Annotated in this window: 17 protein-coding genes and 3 pseudogenes; 8 read left to right on the top strand and 12 right to left on the bottom strand. The window is 70.2% G+C overall.

The features are described from left to right. Positions 1-24: 24 nt before the first annotated feature. Genes NI17_RS09230 through NI17_RS09220 form a run of 3 tightly spaced genes read left to right on the top strand, consistent with a single transcriptional unit; the run spans position 25 to position 2,827 of the window. Positions 25-567 (top strand): carbamoyltransferase C-terminal domain-containing protein, encoded by a 543-nt coding sequence (locus NI17_RS09230; RefSeq protein ID WP_243597669.1) that lies wholly within the window; start codon positions 25-27, stop codon positions 565-567. Next, positions 564-1,607 (top strand): hypothetical protein, encoded by a 1,044-nt coding sequence (locus NI17_RS09225; RefSeq protein ID WP_068691640.1) that lies wholly within the window; start codon positions 564-566, stop codon positions 1,605-1,607. The genes NI17_RS09230 and NI17_RS09225 overlap by 4 nt, the downstream gene beginning before the upstream one ends. Further along, complete coding sequence (locus NI17_RS09220; RefSeq protein WP_068691642.1) at positions 1,607-2,827, top strand: radical SAM protein; 1,221 nt, start codon at positions 1,607-1,609, stop codon at positions 2,825-2,827. Before NI17_RS09225 ends, NI17_RS09220 begins: the two co-directional genes overlap by 1 nt. A 428-nt stretch (positions 2,828-3,255) precedes the next feature. On the opposite strand, the gene NI17_RS24430 is transcribed toward NI17_RS09220, so the two are convergent. After that, a complete protein-coding gene (locus NI17_RS24430; protein WP_267887199.1) occupies positions 3,256-3,378 on the bottom strand; it encodes a hypothetical protein in 123 nt (40 codons plus the stop codon). Between the two features lie 182 nt (positions 3,379-3,560). After that, positions 3,561-3,830: an AbrB/MazE/SpoVT family DNA-binding domain-containing protein gene (locus NI17_RS09215; protein WP_068691852.1), complete on the bottom strand. Its 270-nt coding sequence runs from the start codon at positions 3,828-3,830 to the stop codon at positions 3,561-3,563. 338 nt (positions 3,831-4,168) lie between these two features. Between NI17_RS09215 and NI17_RS09210 the strand changes: the two genes are divergently transcribed. Next, positions 4,169-4,708 (top strand): hypothetical protein, encoded by a 540-nt coding sequence (locus NI17_RS09210; RefSeq protein WP_170163083.1) that lies wholly within the window; start codon positions 4,169-4,171, stop codon positions 4,706-4,708. 108 nt (positions 4,709-4,816) lie between these two features. On the opposite strand, the pseudogene NI17_RS24660 reads toward NI17_RS09210, so the two are convergent. The 5 genes and pseudogenes from NI17_RS24660 to NI17_RS09190 all read right to left on the bottom strand — a co-directional run. Continuing rightward, positions 4,817-5,131: pseudogene (locus tag NI17_RS24660) on the bottom strand (transposase); the annotation flags it as partial. Beyond that, positions 5,016-5,570, bottom strand: coding sequence for a transposase (locus tag NI17_RS09205; RefSeq protein WP_199860052.1), 555 nt, complete (start codon positions 5,568-5,570; stop codon positions 5,016-5,018). The pseudogene NI17_RS24660 and the gene NI17_RS09205, both read right to left, overlap by 116 nt. A 215-nt stretch (positions 5,571-5,785) precedes the next feature. Next, on the bottom strand, positions 5,786-6,931 hold the full coding sequence (locus NI17_RS09200; RefSeq protein WP_068691648.1) for an RNA polymerase sigma factor: 1,146 nt from the start codon (positions 6,929-6,931) through the stop codon (positions 5,786-5,788). Positions 6,932-6,936: 5 nt separating this feature from the next. Next, positions 6,937-7,344, bottom strand: coding sequence for a YciI family protein (locus NI17_RS09195; RefSeq protein WP_211329496.1), 408 nt, complete (start codon positions 7,342-7,344; stop codon positions 6,937-6,939). A 299-nt stretch (positions 7,345-7,643) separates the two neighbouring features. Continuing rightward, positions 7,644-8,498 (bottom strand): LysR family transcriptional regulator, encoded by an 855-nt coding sequence (locus NI17_RS09190; protein WP_279395518.1) that lies wholly within the window; start codon positions 8,496-8,498, stop codon positions 7,644-7,646. 121 nt (positions 8,499-8,619) lie between these two features. Between NI17_RS09190 and NI17_RS09185 the strand changes: the two genes are divergently transcribed. The 3 genes and pseudogenes from NI17_RS09185 (at position 8,620) to NI17_RS09175 (ending at position 10,361) form a co-directional block, all read left to right on the top strand. After that, positions 8,620-9,345 (top strand): SDR family oxidoreductase, encoded by a 726-nt coding sequence (locus NI17_RS09185; RefSeq protein WP_068691854.1) that lies wholly within the window; start codon positions 8,620-8,622, stop codon positions 9,343-9,345. Positions 9,346-9,424: 79 nt separating this feature from the next. Then, positions 9,425-9,643 (top strand): annotated as a pseudogene (locus tag NI17_RS24425) (alcohol dehydrogenase catalytic domain-containing protein); the annotation flags it as partial. Positions 9,644-10,070: 427 nt separating this feature from the next. After that, on the top strand, positions 10,071-10,361 hold the full coding sequence (locus tag NI17_RS09175) for a hypothetical protein (RefSeq protein WP_068691652.1): 291 nt from the start codon (positions 10,071-10,073) through the stop codon (positions 10,359-10,361). A gap of 64 nt (positions 10,362-10,425) precedes the next feature. On the opposite strand, the gene NI17_RS09170 is transcribed toward NI17_RS09175, so the two are convergent. Next, positions 10,426-10,926, bottom strand: coding sequence for a hypothetical protein (locus NI17_RS09170; RefSeq protein ID WP_068691654.1), 501 nt, complete (start codon positions 10,924-10,926; stop codon positions 10,426-10,428). A 333-nt stretch (positions 10,927-11,259) separates the two neighbouring features. Further along, entirely contained in the window at positions 11,260-12,933 is a 1,674-nt protein-coding gene (locus tag NI17_RS09165) for a serine/threonine-protein kinase (RefSeq protein WP_324609963.1), read from the bottom strand. A 390-nt stretch (positions 12,934-13,323) separates the two neighbouring features. Here NI17_RS09165 and NI17_RS09160 point away from each other — a divergent pair. Then, positions 13,324-13,622, top strand: a pseudogene (locus tag NI17_RS09160) (transposase); the annotation flags it as partial. A 1,038-nt stretch (positions 13,623-14,660) separates the two neighbouring features. On the opposite strand, the gene NI17_RS09155 reads toward NI17_RS09160, so the two are convergent. The 3 genes from NI17_RS09155 to NI17_RS09145 form a co-directional block, all read right to left on the bottom strand. Then, positions 14,661-15,026, bottom strand: coding sequence for a YybH family protein (locus NI17_RS09155; protein WP_068691658.1), 366 nt, complete (start codon positions 15,024-15,026; stop codon positions 14,661-14,663). 203 nt (positions 15,027-15,229) lie between these two features. Further along, complete coding sequence (locus NI17_RS09150; protein ID WP_068691660.1) at positions 15,230-16,666, bottom strand: DHA2 family efflux MFS transporter permease subunit; 1,437 nt, start codon at positions 16,664-16,666, stop codon at positions 15,230-15,232. A 214-nt stretch (positions 16,667-16,880) separates the two neighbouring features. After that, complete coding sequence (locus NI17_RS09145; protein ID WP_068691662.1) at positions 16,881-17,792, bottom strand: LysR family transcriptional regulator; 912 nt, start codon at positions 17,790-17,792, stop codon at positions 16,881-16,883. Between the last annotated feature and the right edge of the window lie 173 nt (positions 17,793-17,965).

The raw sequence follows: 17,965 nt of genomic DNA, 5'->3' as shown, positions 1-17,965 counted from the left end.
CTCCGCGAAGGACTGTCCGCCCGTTTGGTCACCGACCCAGCCCGTCACCTCGCACGACAACTGGCGGCTGGTCGGATCGTGGGCGTGTTCCAGGGAAAGTTGGAGTCGGGGCCGCGTGCGTTGGGAAACCGATCGATCCTGGCCTCGCCTCTACGGCCCGACGTGGTTGACCGCCTCAACTCAACAGTGAAGTTCCGGGAGCCGTTCCGCCCGTTCGCCCCCGCCGTTCTGGAAGACAAGGCCGCGGACTACTTCACCCTCGGTCAGCCCTCTCCCTTCATGTCCATCGCCAGCGGTGTCACCCCGTTGGCTCGGGACACGATCCCGGCCGTCGTACACACCAACGGCACCGCACGAGTCCAAACAGTGACCCACCAGCGCAACCCGCTGTTGGCCGAGGTTCTGACCGCCTTCGCGGAGCTGACCGGCGTGCCCGTGCTGATCAACACCAGCCTGAACGTCAAGGGCAAGCCCATCTGTGGAACACCGGAAATGGCCCTGGACTGCTTGGAGGCCTCCGGCCTGGACGCACTGCTGCTGGAACAGTGGTGGGTGGAGAAGTCATGAGGATCGGCTACAGCTTCTGGGGCTTCCTCGGACACGGCGTCACGGACACCCCTGACGGCGGGCGCAGTCACCGCCGTGTACTCGTCGACGGCCTGGTGAACCGCGGCCACCACATCGTCTTCCTCCAGACCAACCGGGACCTCTCCGAGGCCGGTGAGGACTTCACCGACAGGTACACCTGGGACGGAGGCCTACCATCGGTCGACGCCCTCGTACTCGAGTGGCGCTGGCCGATCGCCGGACGCAACACGACGCCGTGCGCCAGCCCTGGCCACACTTGCGACCTTCACCGCCAGACGGACCTCATCCGCACCTATGTGCGTGGACTTGGCCTACCGACACTGCTGTGGGACAAGGACCTGCGGCTGGCGGAGGACGATCCGATCCGCTCGGATCCCGCTATCACCGTGTGCGAGGCCGCGCTGTTCCCTCGTGGTGGGGCGCGAACACTGCTCTTTCCCGTCCACGATGCGCTCCTGGACGCCGCCGACCCCGAACTCCTCGCGAAGATCCACCGGGACCTGCCACTGGTCTACGCGGGCAACCAGTACGACCGAGATGAGGCATTCGGCCGTTTCTTCGCCCCGGCGGCGAAACACCACCGCCACTTGGTCGCTGGCAAGTGGCCCCGAACCGACTCCTGGCCGCACGTCACCTTTCTCGGGCGACGACCGTTCGCCGAAGTCGAGACGCTTCACCAGAGGGCTCTGACCACCATGCTGCTCGCACCCGACCGGTACACGACCTGCGGGCAGTTCACTCAGCGGCTCTTCGAAGCGGTGCTGGCCGGATGCCTCCCGATCGGAGCAGTGGACATGCACGGCGTCGACCAGGTGCTTCCCTCGGAACTCATCGTGGCCGACGGCGCCGAAGCGACCCAGTTGATCGAACACATCGCCCGGATCGCCGGCACGGCGCCCCACGCCCGACTGATCGCCGACTGTCTGGACCGTCTGGAGCCCTTCCGGCTCTCCCGCCAGTTGCCGGCCATCGAATCCGTCCTCGACCCAGAGAACACCGACAGCGGAGGAGATCTGTGATGCCCGCACGCGTAGCGGCGGACCCCCTGCCTGGAATCCAGCGCGTCGACAAGCTCTATCTGGAACTGCTGTTTCGCTGCAACTTCCGCTGCGGCCGCTGCTACCACGGCAGCGACCTGGACCGCTCCGAGATGGTCCAGCTTCCCCAGGCGGTCCGAGCGCTGGAATACTTCTCCGCCCGGTTCTCCTGCCAGCAGGTGTGCTTCCTCGGCGGAGAACCTCTGCTGTACCCGCGTCTCCCCGAACTGCTGGCCGCCGCCAAAGGCCTCGGATTCTCCACACAGATCTGCACCAACGCCTACAAACGCCGTCAGGTCCTCACCGCGTGTCTCTCCTACCTGGACCTACTGAGAGTCTCTCTGGACGGCGGCACCGCCGAGACGCATGACGCAATACGGCGTTCCGGCTCCTTCGCGGCGGTCTTCGACACACTCGACTGGGCAAACGAGAACCGGCTCCCCTTCGGAGCGACGTGCACGCTGACGGCGGAGAATATCGCGACTGTTCCAGGACTCGCCCGCAGACTCCATGAACTGGGTGCTCGTGAGCTCATCCTTCACCGGCTACGAGGGGTGGGCAACGCCTTGGAAACCGCTCTGAAGCCGGTCTCCTGGGAACATACCCGGCGACTGCACACCGACCTCGCCGAACTGGACCTCAACGGCATGTACGTGAACAGTCACATCTCACTCCCGCGTGGTGGGCGGCGAGCTGTGGTCTCCGCTGACTTCCATCGGCTTCCGTTCAAGGACACCACCTTCGATGCGGCGATCGCGGCGTTCTGCCTCTACCACGCATCCGACCCGACCACAGTGATCCGTGAGATTAGCCGTTACCTGCACGGCAGGGGCGTGTTCATCGCGGTCACGAAGGCGGCGGACAGCTACGGCGAGCTCGACGAACTGCTCGCCGGTCTCGGTCTGACCGCCGAAACCTCCACCCGATCCAGTCTGTACGCGGCGGCGCACAGCGCGAACATCCTCCCGTTGGCGGCTCCCGTTCTCCAGATCCAACAGGTTCTGCACGCAGAGCACCTGTTCCGGTTCGAGAGCCTGGAACACCTGGCCGGTTACCTGATGACGACCCCGAAGTACGCGTTCTCCAACGCCGCCGGTTCCGACCACCGCTCTTTGGCCGAGGAGCTGCGGCGCCGAGGATGCGCCATCCCCGTCGTGGCGTCGTCCACCGTCTCCTACCTGGTGGGGGTCCCGGATGCGTGACGCCTTCATCAAGGAGTAATCGGAGTCCGGAGAGGGCACGGTCAGCGATATTCCATCACTGTTGGCTCCGGTCCATGGGAGCGCCGGTTCCCGCGCTGCTCGACGCGTCACCCGGTGAACTGGCGTTCGCGCACGTCGACGGAGAGCACTGCCAGGCCACGGATCTTCCCGCTGTCGCGGCACTTCTTGGGAGCCTTCACGCGGTGGCGTTCGTGCGCCAGTTGCACGAGGCCCGGCTGGAGGAGCCCTTCTCAGCTCCGGACGGTACGTGTCTGGCACCGTTCGCCCGCCCTCGCCTCGACTGGCTGGACCGGAGTCGGTGGGTCGCCGAACTGACTCCCGCCCTGGTCGAAGCCATGTTTCTGAGACCGGTTCTCCGGCGACTGTGGGGCACCGGAGAACCGGCGGGAGTGCGATGGACTTCGTGGTCAGGGCGGGCCGGGGTTGAAGATGGCGTGTGTGCCGACCCTGCGCCAGATCACGTGTGGCTTGCCCGGGACGCGCTCCTCGCCGTACTGCCAGGTGGCGCGCCCGTCGGGGGCCCACGTCATCTCATAGACTCCGGGGGCCCCCTGCACGCCTTTGACCCGTAGACCGGGCCGGAACTGTCCTTTCTCCACATCGGGCGCGAACTCGGTGGTGACGACTGCGCGGAAGCGCTCCGCCTGGTGGCGGGTCAGCTTCTTGAAGTCGGCTCTGAACCGTGGGGTGGTGGCGAAGGTGGCCAGTGCTCTCAGTGCTCCTCGTCGTCCAAAGCCGCGAACATCGACTCCGCGTCGTCGAACTCCTCGGTCTGTCCTGCGGCGATCTGCTCGCTGGCCTCGCGCTCGCCCTGCTGCCAGTCGCGGTCCCAAAACCACGCCTGGTCGGCGGGGACCGTGGTCATGCCCCTGAGGATGACCTGGCCGTCCTCGCTGATGTGGAACTCCACCTCGTCGCCCTCACGGATGTGGAGGGCCTCGGCGACCTCGCGGGGCAGGGTGACCTGGTTCTTGCGACGCATCACTGCACGCCGACGTCTCGCTTTCGTCTCGTTCACGATTGCTCCCTGGGGTGGTGGTCCGGGTTTCCCGTCCCGGTGACACGCTTCCAGGATGGCTCCGAAAGTCGGACAGTTCAACTTTCCTACCAAGGAATCTGAGCCTGGCCCTCGCCCTCACGGCTTTGGGATGTGAGGAACAACGGAACCGGATCGGGGAGGAGCAGTGGTTCTGCGTCCTGTGTGAGGCGGGGGTTGTTTCTGCCCGGGTGCCTGCTGGTTTTCGTTCATCCCTCACGGTCACGTGCTGGGCGTGGCCTGTACGAAACCTCGGTGTCCCGCAGAGGCGGTTGTTCGAGTCGATGCCGGACGGCGTCCTGATCGTGGACAACAAGTCCACCCGGATCATCCCGGGTCTGGTGATGCCGTACGAGGCTGAGGACGTCTACACCAGGGCTCTACCCACCTACCGCCACCTCTCGGGCCACACCTACGACATCCTGCCTGCCGCGGTAGGCGGCGAGCATCTGCTCAGGCACGCGGCCAACGCCCACACTCGGACCTTCGGCAGGTCGCGGTTCCTCACCAAGTCACCCTTCAACGCTTTCAGGATCGGTCAGCTCGAACAGCTCTTCGGACCGGTCATCCGCTACGTCCGCATCGACCGCCCCCGGAGGGAGGTGGCGGAACCACTCGCCCGCAACCGCTTCGTGTTCCGCCGTGATGGCCGCGAGTTGACGCATGAGCAGGCGTACGACGCGTTCAACTCCGCGATCCTCGCTGACGTTCCGAGAGGGCGGACCCGGTCGGTGACGTTGGAGGCCCTCCGGGACTCCCCTGACCAGATCGTCGCCGATCTGCTGGCACGGCTCGACGAGAGTCCCCAAGAAGCCGGCACCTGAGAGGGCGTCTGGAAAGGGTCGGGACGGGGCTCTCGCCAGGTGGTGCGACAGGGTCAGGCTCATCGCGAGGTAGATGACGTGCTCCGAGGTCGCTTCCCGGTACTCGTCATCCTTGGCGGTGCGCCGGTACTTGCCCAGCCAGGCGAACGTCCTTTCCACCACCCACCGGCGAGGCACCACCGCGAACCGCGGCACCGGCGGCGGGGGAAGGCCCTGGGGCGCCCACGTGCGGCCGAACCCGCCGTCGGCCCGGCGCACGACCTCCACCCGCACCCCGGCGATCCTGCGCGCCCAGGCGGCCAGCCGCTCACCGGTGGAGCCCTGGCCGGCCCAGACCAGAGCCAACCGCGGTAGCAGCAGCGCTGCTCGGGCCAGGAGCACTCTGGCGCCCTCGCGGTCGCCCACGCTGGCCGGGCTCACGCACGCGGTCAACACGGTGCCCAAGGTGTCGACCAGCAGGTGGCGTTTGATGCCGCGGACCTTCATTGGCACCGTCGTAGCCGTGCAGCCCTCCGCCGTCGGTGGCCCGCAGGCTTTGGGAGTCGATGATGCCCGCGGTGGGCTGGAGGTGGCGGCCTACTCGTTTGCGCTCCCGTTGCCGCAGGCGGAGGAGGATCTGCTCCCAGCGGCCCTCGATGCGCCACTGTCGCCAGTAGTGGTAGACGGTCTGCCAGGGTGGGAGATCGTGGGGCAGCAGCCGCCAGGCGCACCCGGCCCGCACCCAGTAGGCCAGAGCATTGATGATCTCGCGCCGCTCATGCAGCGCGGGGCGCCCGCCGGGCTTGGGCTCGGGGATGAGCGGGGCGATCAGCTCCCACTCGGCATCCGACAGATCAGTGGGATAGGCGGGTCGATCGGCCATGACAGCCTCCCCAGACGGAGGGTCCTCCTCCATTCTGCCCCGTCCTGACCCTTTCCAGACGCCCTCGAGCGAAGCTTGAGTGTTGGGTTCTGCGGTGGGCGCGGGGTCTTCGCGGAGAATCCGGGAAAGGCGAGGCATTCCACCCCGGCGTCCGTGGCGGGTCCCCACGGGCTGGCGGCGACCGGGCCGGTGAGCCCGCCCCAGGAACGCGCGGCTCAGCCGCGCAGCCGCGCGTTGAGCCGCGCGGCCTGCCGCGTGAGGTGGTCGCGTTCGGAAAGACTGGGCGCCGACCGGGCGGCCTCGGCGTAGAGCCGCGCCGCGGTGACCAGGTCACCGTCGCGCTCGCGCAGGTAGGCCGCCGCGGCGGTGTGGCGGGGCAGCGAGGGGTCGAGTTCCGCCAGGGCGGCCAGGCCCGCCCGCGGACCGTCGGCCTCGCCGACCGCGACGGCCCGGTTGAGGCGGGCCACCGGGCTGTGGGTGAGCCGCACCAGTTCGTCGTACCACTCCACGATCTGCGTCCAGTCGGTCTCCTCGGCCGTCGGGGCGTCGGCGTGCAGCGCGGCGATGGCGGCCTGGGCCTGGAACTCGCCCAGGCGGTCGCGGGCGAGGGCCGCCTGCAGCACGGCGACGCCCTCGGCGATCATGCGGGTGTCCCACAGGCCGCGGTCCTGCTCGGCGAGGGGCACGAGCCTGCCGTCGGGGCCGGTGCGTGCCGGGCGCCGCGCGTGGTGGAGCAGCATGAGCGCGAGCAGGCCCGCGACCTCCTCGTGGTCGATCCCGGCCGCCAGTTGGCGGGTGAGCCGGATCGCCTCGCCGGCGAGGTCGACGTCACCGGAGTAGCCCTCGTTGAAGACCAGGTAGAGCACGCGCAGCACGGTGGCGACGTCACCGGGCCGGTCGAACCGGACGCCCGAGACGGTCCGCTTGGCCCGGCTGATGCGCTGGGCCATGGTCGCCTCCGGCACGAGGTAGGCCCGCGCGATCTGCCGCGTGGTCAGACCGCCGACCGCGCGCAGCGTGAGCGCGACGGCCGAGGCCGGTGTCAGGGACGGGTGCGCGCACAGGAAGTACAGCCGCAGCGTGTCGTCCGCCGTCTCGCCCGGGCCGGGCACGGGCTCGCTCTCGACGCGCACCTCGCGCCGCCGCCGTGAGGCGTCGGCGCGGGTGGCGTCGAGGAACTTGCGCCAGGCCACGGTGACCAGCCACCCCTTGGGGTCGTGCGGTGGGCTGTCCGGCCACGCGCGCACGGCCTCGACCAGAGCGTCCTGCACGGCGTCCTCGGCCGACGCGAAGTCGGCCCCGCGGCGGACGAGGACGCCGATCACGGCGGGGGTGAGGGCCCGCAGCAGAGCCTCGTCCACCGTGATCACTCCGCGATGGTCGGGGGCGCGGACAGGAACGGGCGCACCTCCAGCCACTCGTGGATCGGCTCGCCGCCCGCGCCCGGGGCCGCGGACAGCTCACCGGCCAGTTCGAGCGCCCGCTCGTGGGTCTCGACGTCGATTACCATCCAGCCGGCGATCAGGTCCTTGGTCTCCGCGAACGGGCCGTCGGTGACCGGCGGTCGCCCCTCGCCGTCGTAGCGGACGAACGTGCCCTCCGGGGACAGCGCCTGGCCGTCGACGAACTCGCCGGAGGCCTCGAGCCGGGCGGCGAAGTCCCGCATGTACTTCATGTGGGCCTCGACCTCCTGCGGCGTCCACTGGTCCATCGGAACGTCGTTGACCGGCTTCGGAGCACCCCGGTAGTGCTTGAGCAGCAGGTACTTGGCCATCATGTCCTCCTCGGTGCGGTACGGCCCCTCGTGGCCGTGTTCACTCCGGGGACGCGGCCGCGCGCGGGTTCTCGACATCCCACCACAACATTTTCCGGCGGACTTCCCGATTCGGCGCGCTCACCAAGGTGACCGCGAGCGCGCCGCCCGGGGCGGTGGGTGTGCCCGCGCCGGGTCCGAGGGGCGGTCGCCGGCCGCCGCGCACGTCCCCACGCCCGGCCGTCAGCGGGGAGGGCGCCCTCGACCCGTACGACGCTCCCGCCCCGCTGTTTTCCGGCGGACGCCTCACGAAGAGGCGCCTATGGTCGTTCCGCGGGCGCGTAGAGGCTGGTCGCGGCCCGGACGAGCCCGGCGACGGCCCTGGACCGGCTGTGGGGCGGCCAGGCGATGACCGTCGTGACCGTCGGCGCGTCCAGCACCGGCACGGCGGCGAGGTCGCCGCGCAGCCGGGCCGCGCACGACTCCGGCGCGATCCAGCAGGCGCGGCCGAGCGCGACCAGTTGGAGCAGTTGCGCATGCTCCCGGATCCGAGGGCCGGGGCCGTCCGGGTAGGTGCCGTCGTGGCCGGGCCAGCGCGGCATCGGCAGGTCGGGCAGCCCGGCGACCTCGGCTGTCCGCACATGGGGCCGACCGGCGAGGGGATGCCCGGCCGGCAGGACCACGACCTGTCCCTCCGTGCGGAGTTCCTCGGTGTCGAAACCGGCCGTGGTGTCGAACGGCGGGTGCAGCAGGGCCACGTCGGCCCGGCCGTCGCGCAGCGCCCGTTCCTGCTCGCCGATCCCGCACAGCAGCAGGTCGACGGTGACCGCGTCGGGTTCGGCGGCGTAGGCGTCGAGCAGTCGCGCCAGCAGTTCGCTGGGCGCGCCGGCCTTCGCGGCGAGAACCACGCCGGCGCGGCCGGTCGTGGCGAGGGCGGCGCGGCGGGTGCGGCGCTCGGCGGCCTCGACCGCTTCCAGCGCCGCGCGTGCCTCGGCCAGGAGCACCGTCCCGGCCCCGGTCAGGGCGACCGTGCGGCTGGTGCGGTCCAGCAGCGCCGTACCGAGGCGCCGTTCGAGTTGGCGGATCGCCCGCGACAGCGGGGGCTGGGCGATCCCGAGTCGCTGCGCGGCCCTCCCGAAGTGCAGTTCCTCGGCGACGGCGACGAAGTACCGCAATTCCCGTGTCTCCACGGCGCAAGGCTACCCGCCCCCCAACCGGAATCGATACCCGCGGGGTATCGCCGCCCACCCGATCGGTGTTGGCCCGCTCATGCCGGGCGCGGGCAGGATCGACTGCATGAGCGAACAGACAACCGCGCTGGTGACCGGCGCGAACAAGGGGATCGGATACGAGATCGCGGCCGGGTTGGGCGCCCTCGGCTGGAGAGTCGGGGTCGGCGCCCGAAACGAGGAGCGCCGCGAGGCCGCCGTGGCGAAGCTGCGGGCGGCCGGCGCCGACGCGTTCGGCGTTCCGCTCGACGTGGCCGAGGACGCCAGCGTCACCGCCGCCGCCGACCTGGTCCAGGAGCGCGCCGGACGCCTCGACGTGCTCGTCAACAACGCCGGGATCCCCGGCGGCATGCCGCAGATGCCCACCACGGTCGACCTCGCCACGGTGCGCGCGGTCATGGAGACCAACGTGATCGGCGTCATCCGCGTCACCAACGCGATGCTGCCGCTGCTGCGCCGCTCGCCGTCGCCGCGGATCGTGAACATGTCCAGCAGCGTCGGCTCACTCACCCTGCAGACCACCGCCGGCGCCCAGGCAGGCCCGATCGCCGCCGCCTACTCGCCGTCGAAGACGTTCCTCAACGCCGTCACCGTCCAGTACGCCAGGGAGTTGCGCGACACCAACATCCTGATCAACGCCGCCTGCCCCGGCTACTGCGCCACCGACCTCACCGGTTTCCGCGGCATGCGCACCCCCGAGCAGGGCGCGGCGATCGCGGTCCGGCTCGCGACCCTGCCCGACGACGGCCCGACCGGCGGCTTCTTCGACGACGAGGGGGAGTTGCCCTGGTGACCCGGACTCCGGTGAGCGGCAGCGGCACGCCACCGGCCGCGGGGGATCGCGTGCGCGCCCTCGCGCCCGGCGCGTCCGGCTGAACCCGGCTCCGCCGCCCCTCGAACCGCGCCAGGCGGGCCACAGGGTGGTCGGCCTGGCCCGCGCCGACGCCGCGGTCGGTGCCGCGGTGACCGAGCCCGCCGTGGGTGAGCGCGTGGCGGTCGCCCCGCCGCTGTTCTGCCGGGAGTGCCATTCCTGCGGAATCGGCCAAGGCAGCCTGTGCGAACGGTGGAGCGCCACCGGGGTGACCGCCTCCGACGCCGTCGCCTCTTCCGCGCCCTGCGAGTGGATCAGCCGAAGGAACACCGGCCACCCCAGGGGGATGGTGCCCTGTGGCGCGGGACCGTCTCCAAGGATGCGGGTGGGCGGGCCGTGTCCGGACTCGGCGCCAGGGCGTGGGGCCCGCCCCGGACGGCCGGTACGGAATGCCTCACCCCTCCCCGGGGTCTCCGTAAAGACCCCCGTGCCCACCGCAGAACCGAACACTCACACCTCGGTGAGAGGGAGCCGACGCATTCTGCTGGTTCGGTGCGAAACGTCCCTGGAACGGTGGTTCGCGACCCTGGAAAAGGGGAGACCCACCGGGGCCCGCATCGAGCCCACAAAAAGACAGCGGGTCGGCCAAGTGTTGTTCCGCGGCGCGGTTTCTGTCCCTCTTCACCACTTCTGGAAGGCAGGTAGGAATGGACAGCACTTCGCCTCGAGAACGGCGATCATGGTCCGGCGTCGAGGCCGGAAAGTACGAGGCCGCGCTGGAGGCGATCAGCGCCGCGATGGGCGCCTACAGCGCCCTGATCGCCCACGAGAACACCAAGGACACCCCTGATCCTCGGGTGGTCGAACAGGCTCGCCGGGACCGTCGGGAGTGTGTCCGCCGTCGCGAGGCCCTCGATCCCACAGACACCGAGCAGGTCGCTCGGGTCCGCGCCGAGTTCACGCGGTTGACCGAGGAGGCGAGGCTCGCCGCCCGGTGAATGCCGACGGTTTTGGTCCCGTACGGCGGGCGTCACCGGACACGGCACTTGTCGGGCCGGACCCTCAGCGGTCGGAGTCGGCGTCCGCCCGCTGCCAGGGAAGGGGCGAGCGGCGCTTGTCCGAGCCACGCCCGCGACCCGGGCGGCTGTTCCACATCAGCAGCAGGTCGCGCACGTGGTAGCGCGCTCCCCGGTACCACTGGCGCTGGCCGTCGACGGTGGGCGGCAGCGTGTCCGGGCGGTCGTCCTTGATCTGGGTGAGGCTGCTGCTGGGGACGCCGAGCAGCGCGGCGAAGCCGTTCAGGGTCACCCGCTTGACCAGGTCCTCATCGGGCAGTTCCACCGGGTCGGGGCGGCGGGGCCGGAACTTCTCCAACTCGGCCGGGTCGTACAGGTTGTTGCCCGAACCTCCGCCCCTGCCGACATCCCCCTTCCGGCGCACCCGCGGTTCGGGGAAGTCGGGATAGTGGCGGGGCATGATGTTGAGCACGTAGTTGTAGCTGTAGCCGCACCGCTCGGCCCACTCCCGCAGCGTGACCAGGCCCTCCGCGTGTTCTTCGGTCAAGACGGGTCCTTGTCTTCCCGGTCGCCCGGAGACCCCCGGAGACGACGGTGAACGCATTCCCGCCGATCCTGTAGTACGCGGCCGCCGAGCGGCAAACTCCGGGACTCGGCATCCCCGCTGAGACGGCAACGGCCACGTGTACCCGATGTCCCCGGCGAAGAGCACGGCGACCGCGGAACGGTGGAGAAGCCATCGATCATCGAGCGGCACAACCTCGCGCCGGAAGCGGCCGGTTTCGTCAGACGGTTCGAGGAGGGGCCAACAGCGGCCACCGCCGCCGGGGTGAACCTCGGTTTCTTCCGCGGTGAGCCCGCCGCCCGGGCCGCTTCCGCGTCACGGCGGGTCGAAGGAGGCCAGGGGGGTGAAGGAGGCCAGCGCGGCCTCGCGCTCCCGTGTCTGGTCGGCCCAGACGGCGGTCGGGGCGGCCCAGGCGACCGTGACGTGCCTGCCGTGCGTCACCGCGATGTTGCGGCTCAGGAAGCGACGCTGCTGGCCGCCACGTACCCAGGTGAACTCCCACTCGGCCGCGGACAGATAGTCGGTCCCGAACGTGACGTCCTCGACCCGGACCCGCTCGTAACCGGTCAGATTGCCGGCTCGCAGCGCGTTCTCCTCCAGTTCGATCACGTGCCGGTACTCGTCGTCGGTGGTGTGCGGGGTGAAGTCCACCTGAAGGTAGCTGTCGCCGTCGGGTGACCGGTAGAAGACGCTGTTCTGCTCGACCTCGCGGGTCCAGTCCCGCGGCACCAGGACGGTGAATCCCGCCGGGTCCGTGGTGGGCGGCGCGGAAGCCTCCTCCTCCGCGAGCGGTTCGACCGAGGTGTCCTCGGCCGCCCGCGTCGGTTCCCCTGTGGCCGTGACCGTCTCTGCTGTGGGACGTGTGCCGGGTTCCTGTGCCTGGTCGGTGTCGTGTTCTCGCATCAGTAGTCCGGCGCCGGTTCCCGCGGCGAGTGCGAAAAGGAGCAGGGCGAGTCCGGTGGCGATGACGCCGGGGGTCAGGAGGGGTTCCCGGCGTGGCCGGGAGGCGGGGTGCTGGTGTGGGACAGGCCGAGAACGGGCCGGTGCGGGGGTGGTCCACTCGTGGTGTAGTAGGCGGGTCAGGACCTGGGTGCCGTCCTCGGGGTGGGGTGGGGTGTGCTGGTTCTGCCAGGGTGTGGTGAGCGCGGCCAGTAACTGTTCGGCGCTGGGGCGGTGTTCGGGGGTTTTGTTCATGGCGGCCAGGAGCAGGCCGTGCAGTGGTTCGCCGATTCCGGCGAGGTCGGGTGGAGCTTGTAGGACGCGGAAGGCCAGCACGTCGACGGCGCCGGTGCCGAACGGGGGGCGTCCGGTGGCGGCGTAGGCGACCAGGGCGCCCCAGGCGAAGACGTCGGCGGGTGGGCCCGCGGCCTGGCCCCGGTACTGTTCGGGGCTGATCCAGCCAGGGGAGCCGACGAGTCCGCCGGTGCGGGTCAGGCCGCTTTCGTCGGCGGCCCGCGCGATACCGAAGTCCAGCACCTGCGGCCCCTGGGGGGAGAGGAGGACGTTGGCGGGTTTGAGGTCGCGGTGCACGATTCCGGCGCGGTGGATGGCGGCCAGGGCCTCGGCCACGCCGGCGGCGAAACCGGTGAGCATACCGCCGGTGAGGGGGCCGTGGGCGCGGATGTGGTCGCGCAGGGTGGGTCCGGCCACGTAGGGGGTGGCCAGCCAGGGGCGGCGCGCACCGGTGTCGGCGTCCAGTACCGCGACCGCGCACACTCCTGCCACGCGGCGCATCAACTCCACCTCGCGGGTGAAGCGGGCGCGAAAGTCGGTGTCGGTGGCGTGTTCGGCGTGGATGAGTTTGACCGCCACACACGTGCCGTCGCCGTTCGTGGCGGCGAAGACCACGCCCATGCCGCCCGAGCCCAGCCGTCCCAGGATCCGGTAGGGCCCCACCCGCTGGGGGTCTTCCGGTTCGCGCGGTGCCACGTCCGGCGGGACCGGTCCGCGGGTGATCAGCGACAGATCAACAGGTCCAGGATCGGACACGAAGACTCTCCGTCAGGGGGACGTCACTGGCCTGGCCAGGAAAGACAGGAAGACAAGCCCGGGCAAGCTACCAGAAGAACATCTTCCTGGAAAGGGAACTGCGCCCATGACTGTCTTGCTGCCGGTTTGCTTGTCGGCCAGACGAAGCGTCCGAGCTCTCGTGCGCGGGAAGCACTTCGTGCATGTTCTGGACTTGATTTCTCCTTGTGCGCAACATGTCCCGAAGGCCGCCACACGACAGGGCTGCCAGCTCGTCGCCGGGGCGGAACTCTTCTCCAGTGATCTCGATGCGCCGGTGCGTAGCCTGACACCGGGATCCCGCATGCAATACGGCAGAAGACGGGGATCTGTCCTTGAGCGGCCAAGTTGGAGGAGACCAGCACCCGCTGTGTCGGTGACATCGCCTACCTGCCCGTGGAAGGACGGCCGGTTGCTGTGTCTGGCCACGGTGACCGGCCTGTACTCGCGCCGCCTGGTGGGCTGGTCCATCGCCGACCACATGCGCACCTCGCTGGTGGTCGATGCCCTGCGCGCGGCCGGCGCCGAGCGCGGGTGTTCGTCCGGGGCGCTGTTCCACTCCGACCACGGCGCCCTGCACCTCCAGGGAGTGCGCCGCGGTGTGCGAAGGGCTGGGGGTGGTCCAGTCGATGGGGGCCGTGGGCTCCAGCGCGGACAACGCGGTGGCCGACCGCTCGGGCGGCCCGGTTGGCGGTGTCCGCCTGGATCGGCCGGTACAGCACCTGACGGCGGCACTCAGCGAACGGGCGGCCCAGCCCGCTCGTCCACGAACAGCGAGCGGTTGGTCCGGAACTCGCCGCCTGACCACCAGGTGTCCACACTCACAGGGGAACGCCCCCGCCCCACCGCCCGGCCCGTTTCGTTGAGAGAACCTCACTACGCGGAGGTATTCGTGGGGACTGACCGAGGACGGCCGGGGTGGAATGCCTCGACCTTGCCAGGAGTGGCGGCGGAGCCGTGTCCGCCGCGGAATCCGACCATCAAACCTCGATGAGCACGAGCAGGAAGAGGACGCCGACTATGCCATGTCGGGTGTCTCTCCGGAACTCGCCGATGGAGCCTTCTTCTGCGTCACCCGGAACCGTAGTCTCCCCGAACAGAAAAACTTCCTTGGTGATTCGGAAGATCTGGACAATATCTGCTGGAACAGTGCCGGGGAGGAGTGGAAATCTCTGCTGGACGAAGCCGCCGATGCCGTCCCCGTAGCGGCGTCGAACGCGGTCTGCCCTGGTCCGGTGCCAGGGTCCGCCTCACCGGGCCCCGTGGACCGGATGCCCCGAATCCGGTCACCGGCGTCGCCACCACCCAGGCCTCGATCTTCGACGACCGCATGGCCGCCGCCGTCCACTCCGGCCCGGCCGGCCGCTCTGCCGCCCGACGGGCACTGGGGCGACTCCGGATACGCCGCCGCCTCCCCAGCCTCCCAGCTCATGGCCTACGCAGGCCTTGCTGCCGCGGCCTGACCAGGACCAGCCTGCAGCACCCACCCACCGCTGCCGCGGTCAACCCCGTCCGCACCGGTATCCGGCTCACCGGCATACCCCGTGCCCGCACCCGCGTCCGCCCTCCGGCGGCGCCGTGTCCCGCCGGGTCCCACCCGGCGGGACACGGCAGCACGAGCCTGGTTCACCAACAGCATCCGCGCATCGGGCGGACCCGTCACGGCGGTCAGGCGCCGCGGCCCGGTGCGATCCGGCCGTCCGCGGGGCTCACTGGCGGAACTCGGGCTGGTCGAGGACGCGCAGCCAGTGCCCCTCGGGCTGGCGCCGGGCGACCTGGGCCCGCGCGCCGGCGTCGTCCAGCGGGGCCGTGGCAGTGAGGGCGAGGTCGCCGCTGACGAGGGTCGGCAGCGACTTCTCCGGCCGGAACTCCCCGATGTCCTCGGTGGAGGAGAACAACTCCTCCCACAGCTTCCGGATGGCCGATCGCCCCCTGGTGACCTGACCGGGCGGGTAGGCCATCACCGCGTCCTCCTCGTAGAGCGCGGCGATGCCCTCGGCGTCCCGGGCGTTGGCCCGCTGCACGAACAGACGGGTCAGGTCCTCCGGGGTTCGGGCGGTCTCTCGCTGCGTCACGTTCCCCTCCTGTCAGGCGGTGTTCCTTTCCTCTCCATTCTCGGATTCCGCCGAGAGGAAATCCAAAAGCTGGTTGTTATCGCGTCCAGAAGACGTGTTTATGGAAGACCGCCGTCCGGTGGAGCTTTCCGGGAAAAAAGGGTTTTTCGGGATGGCGCTGCGGGGAGCGGCGGGGGCTTGTGCGCGAAGCGGGCGGTCGGCGGTCAGACCGCGGCGGCCTTCCGCGGAGCGTCAAAGGATTCGGCGGGACGGGGCCGCGGCTCCATGGCCAGGCACGCGGCCGACCCCACGAACAGCACCACGACGAGGAGCAGCAGCGTCGCTCCGACCGCACTCGCCATGCCGTGCTGGGACGCTCCGTCCGCGGGCCACGCCTGCAGCGACACGCTCACCGCGGCGCTGCCGAGGACGCCGGCCACCTGGCGGACGGCGTTGTACACGCCGGAGGCGGCGCCGACCAGTTCCGGGGACAGGCCGCCGACCGCGACGTTGGCCATCGGCGCGAACGCGGCGCCGGTTCCGATCCCGCACACCGCCAGGGCAGCGGCCACCAGCCACGGGTCCGTCTCCGGACCGGCCGACACCGCGATGGCCCCGATTCCGGCGGCGAACACCAGCAGCCCGGTCATCACCACCCGCCTGCCGCCGATCCGGTCGGAAAGCGCGCCCGCGACCGGTCCGGCCACGCTGTTCGCCACCGCGATCGGCAGCATGAGCGCACCGGCCTGCCGCGGCGCGAGTTCCAGCACCTCCTGCAGGAGGAGGGTCAGCGGCAGGTACAGGCCGGTCAGGGAGAAACCGATGGCGGCGGCAGTGACGGTGGCCGCGCCGAAGTCGCGGTTGCCGAACAGGGTGAGCGGCATGAGCGGCTCGCGGTCGTTGTACCGCTGCCATACCACGAACACGCCCAACAGCAGCACTCCGACACCGATGATGTGCGCGATGCCGACGGGGCCCAGCACCCGCCCCCACCCGTAGTACTCGCCGTTGTGTACGCCGAACACCAGGGCGAGCAGGCCCAGGGCGGACAGCAGCGTGCCCGCGAGGTCGAAGCGGCGCCCGCCCCGCGGCCGCACCCCGGGAACCAGGAAGCCGGTCATGGCCAGACCGAGCAGCCCGATGGGCACGTTGACCAGGAAGATCCACGGCCAGCCGGGCCCGTCGGCCAGGAACCCGCCCAGCAGGGGGCCCACGGTGGTGGCCGCACCGGCCACCGAGCCCCACACGCCCAGGGCGGCGCCGCGTCGGCGGGCAGGAAACAGCGTGGTGATGAAGGCCATCGGCTGGGGCATCATCACCGCGGCGCCGACGCCCTGCAGGGCGCGCGCGGCGATGAGCATCTCGACGCTGTCGCACCACCCGCACCACAGTGACGCCGCGGTGAAGACGGCCATGCCGCCGAGGAACACCGGCTTCCGCCCCCACCGGTCGCCCAGCCTGCCGGCGACCAGCAGCGGTGCGGCGAAGGTGAGCAGGTAGGCGCTGTTCACCCAGGTGATCTGGTGCAGTCCCGCGTCCAGTTCGGCCATCATCCGGGGAAGCGCGACATTCACGATGGTGGTGTCCATCATGATCAGGAAGAAACCGACACAGAGTGCGGACAGCGAGGCCCACGGATTCGTCCGCCGCGCGGAACCCATTTTCACCGTCTCCTTCCCGTGGAAATCCGCCCACCATTCTGGGGTCCGGTTTCCGGGAAAGGGAAAGAGCGGTTCGTTCTCGCGGTGAGAAGGAATTCTTATGCCTGTTCCTCTGCGGGGGGTCGGTGCCGCGTCAGCGTGGTGCGGAACCCGTGGGGCCGTCCTTCCCCGTGGCGAGGACGCGCCCCGGGGAGGGGCCGGTCGGCGGCTTCCGTCACAGGCGTTCCGGCTGCGGGTCTGTCGACTGCTCCGCCAGCGCGCTGCGCGCGTGGTTGACGAACGTCCGCGCCGCGGGGCTGAGCGGTCCCTGCGAGCGCCAGATCAGCGCCATGCGCCCGCGCAGCGGGGGACACACCGCGATCGCGTGGAGTTCCTCGGGGTACTCGGCGGCGAGGGAGGCGGGAAGGACGGCCGGTCCCAGACCGCGGATGGCCAGTTGCGCGAGCATGTCCGGGTCGCTGACCTCGAAGGAGACACGCGGTTCGAAACCTGCCGCGGAGCAGGCCTCCTCGAGGCAGGCCCGCATGCCGGTTCCTCGGGGGAGGCTGGTCAGCGTCCGGTCGCGTAACGCGTCGATGGGGACGGTGTTCTCCCCGGCCAGCTGGTCGCCGGGGCTGACGGCGATGACGAGCGGTTCGTCGACGAAGACGTGGAGGTCGATGCCCGCGGGGGTGGCGGCCGTCAGGGCGACGATCGCCGTGTCGAGCAGTCCGTTCTGGACGTCGTCCAGCAGGCGGTCGGAGTTCTCCTCGACCAGGGTGATCTCCACGGCCGGGTAGTTCTTGTGGAAGTTCGCCAGCAGGGCGGGCAGGTCGAGCGCCGGGCAGGAGCGGACCACTCCCATGGAGACGCGGCCGCGCATCAGTCCGGCGAACTCGTCGACGGTGAGCCGGATGCTGGCGATTCCGTCGATGACGGTCCGGGCGTAGGTGAGGACGGCGGCTCCCACCTCGGTGAGCCGTACGTTCCGCCCCGAGCGGTCCAGAAGCTCCTGTCCGAGTTCGTGCTCCAGGCGCCGGATCTGTGCGCTGACACCTGGCTGGGCCACGTACAGCCGTGCGGCGGCCTTGGTGAAACTCTGCTCTTCCGCCACGGCGATAAAGTATTCCAGCTGACGCAGCTCCATGAAGGAAATCCTAGTGGAAGAAACCTACGGCGCCGCGTCGGGAACCGATGGATCGTGCCACAGCGGCCGTCGCCGGGGGCGCCGGGGAAACGTTGCCGGCTGGGCCTTCCGGCTGGGTTTCTGCCGTCCTCGCCGGAAGGCCTCCGCGTCTTCGGGCGCCGCGGGGGCGGCGG

Origin of the sequence: Thermobifida halotolerans, assembly GCF_003574835.2 — a bacterium.
Lineage (GTDB): Bacteria > Actinomycetota > Actinomycetes > Streptosporangiales > Streptosporangiaceae > Thermobifida > Thermobifida halotolerans.
This window is presented reverse-complemented; position numbering and strand designations above follow the sequence as displayed.

Excerpts from the sequence above, each read along its gene's own strand:
- NI17_RS09225 (WP_068691640.1), top strand. The coding sequence starts at position 564 with ATGAGGATCGGCTACAGCTTCTGGGGCTTCCTCGGACACGGCGTCACG.
- NI17_RS09220 (WP_068691642.1), top strand. The coding sequence starts at position 1,607 with ATGCCCGCACGCGTAGCGGCGGACCCCCTGCCTGGAATCCAGCGCGTC.
- NI17_RS24430 (WP_267887199.1), bottom strand. The coding sequence starts at position 3,378 with ATGACGTGGGCCCCCGACGGGCGCGCCACCTGGCAGTACGGCGAGGAG.
- NI17_RS09215 (WP_068691852.1), bottom strand. The coding sequence starts at position 3,830 with ATGCGTCGCAAGAACCAGGTCACCCTGCCCCGCGAGGTCGCCGAGGCC.
- NI17_RS09210 (WP_170163083.1), top strand. The coding sequence starts at position 4,169 with ATGCCGGACGGCGTCCTGATCGTGGACAACAAGTCCACCCGGATCATC.
- NI17_RS09205 (WP_199860052.1), bottom strand. The coding sequence starts at position 5,570 with ATGGCCGATCGACCCGCCTATCCCACTGATCTGTCGGATGCCGAGTGG.
- NI17_RS09195 (WP_211329496.1), bottom strand. The coding sequence starts at position 7,344 with ATGGCCAAGTACCTGCTGCTCAAGCACTACCGGGGTGCTCCGAAGCCG.
- NI17_RS09185 (WP_068691854.1), top strand. The coding sequence starts at position 8,620 with ATGAGCGAACAGACAACCGCGCTGGTGACCGGCGCGAACAAGGGGATC.
- NI17_RS09175 (WP_068691652.1), top strand. The coding sequence starts at position 10,071 with ATGGACAGCACTTCGCCTCGAGAACGGCGATCATGGTCCGGCGTCGAG.
- NI17_RS09150 (WP_068691660.1), bottom strand. The coding sequence starts at position 16,666 with ATGGGTTCCGCGCGGCGGACGAATCCGTGGGCCTCGCTGTCCGCACTC.
- NI17_RS09145 (WP_068691662.1), bottom strand. The coding sequence starts at position 17,792 with ATGGAGCTGCGTCAGCTGGAATACTTTATCGCCGTGGCGGAAGAGCAG.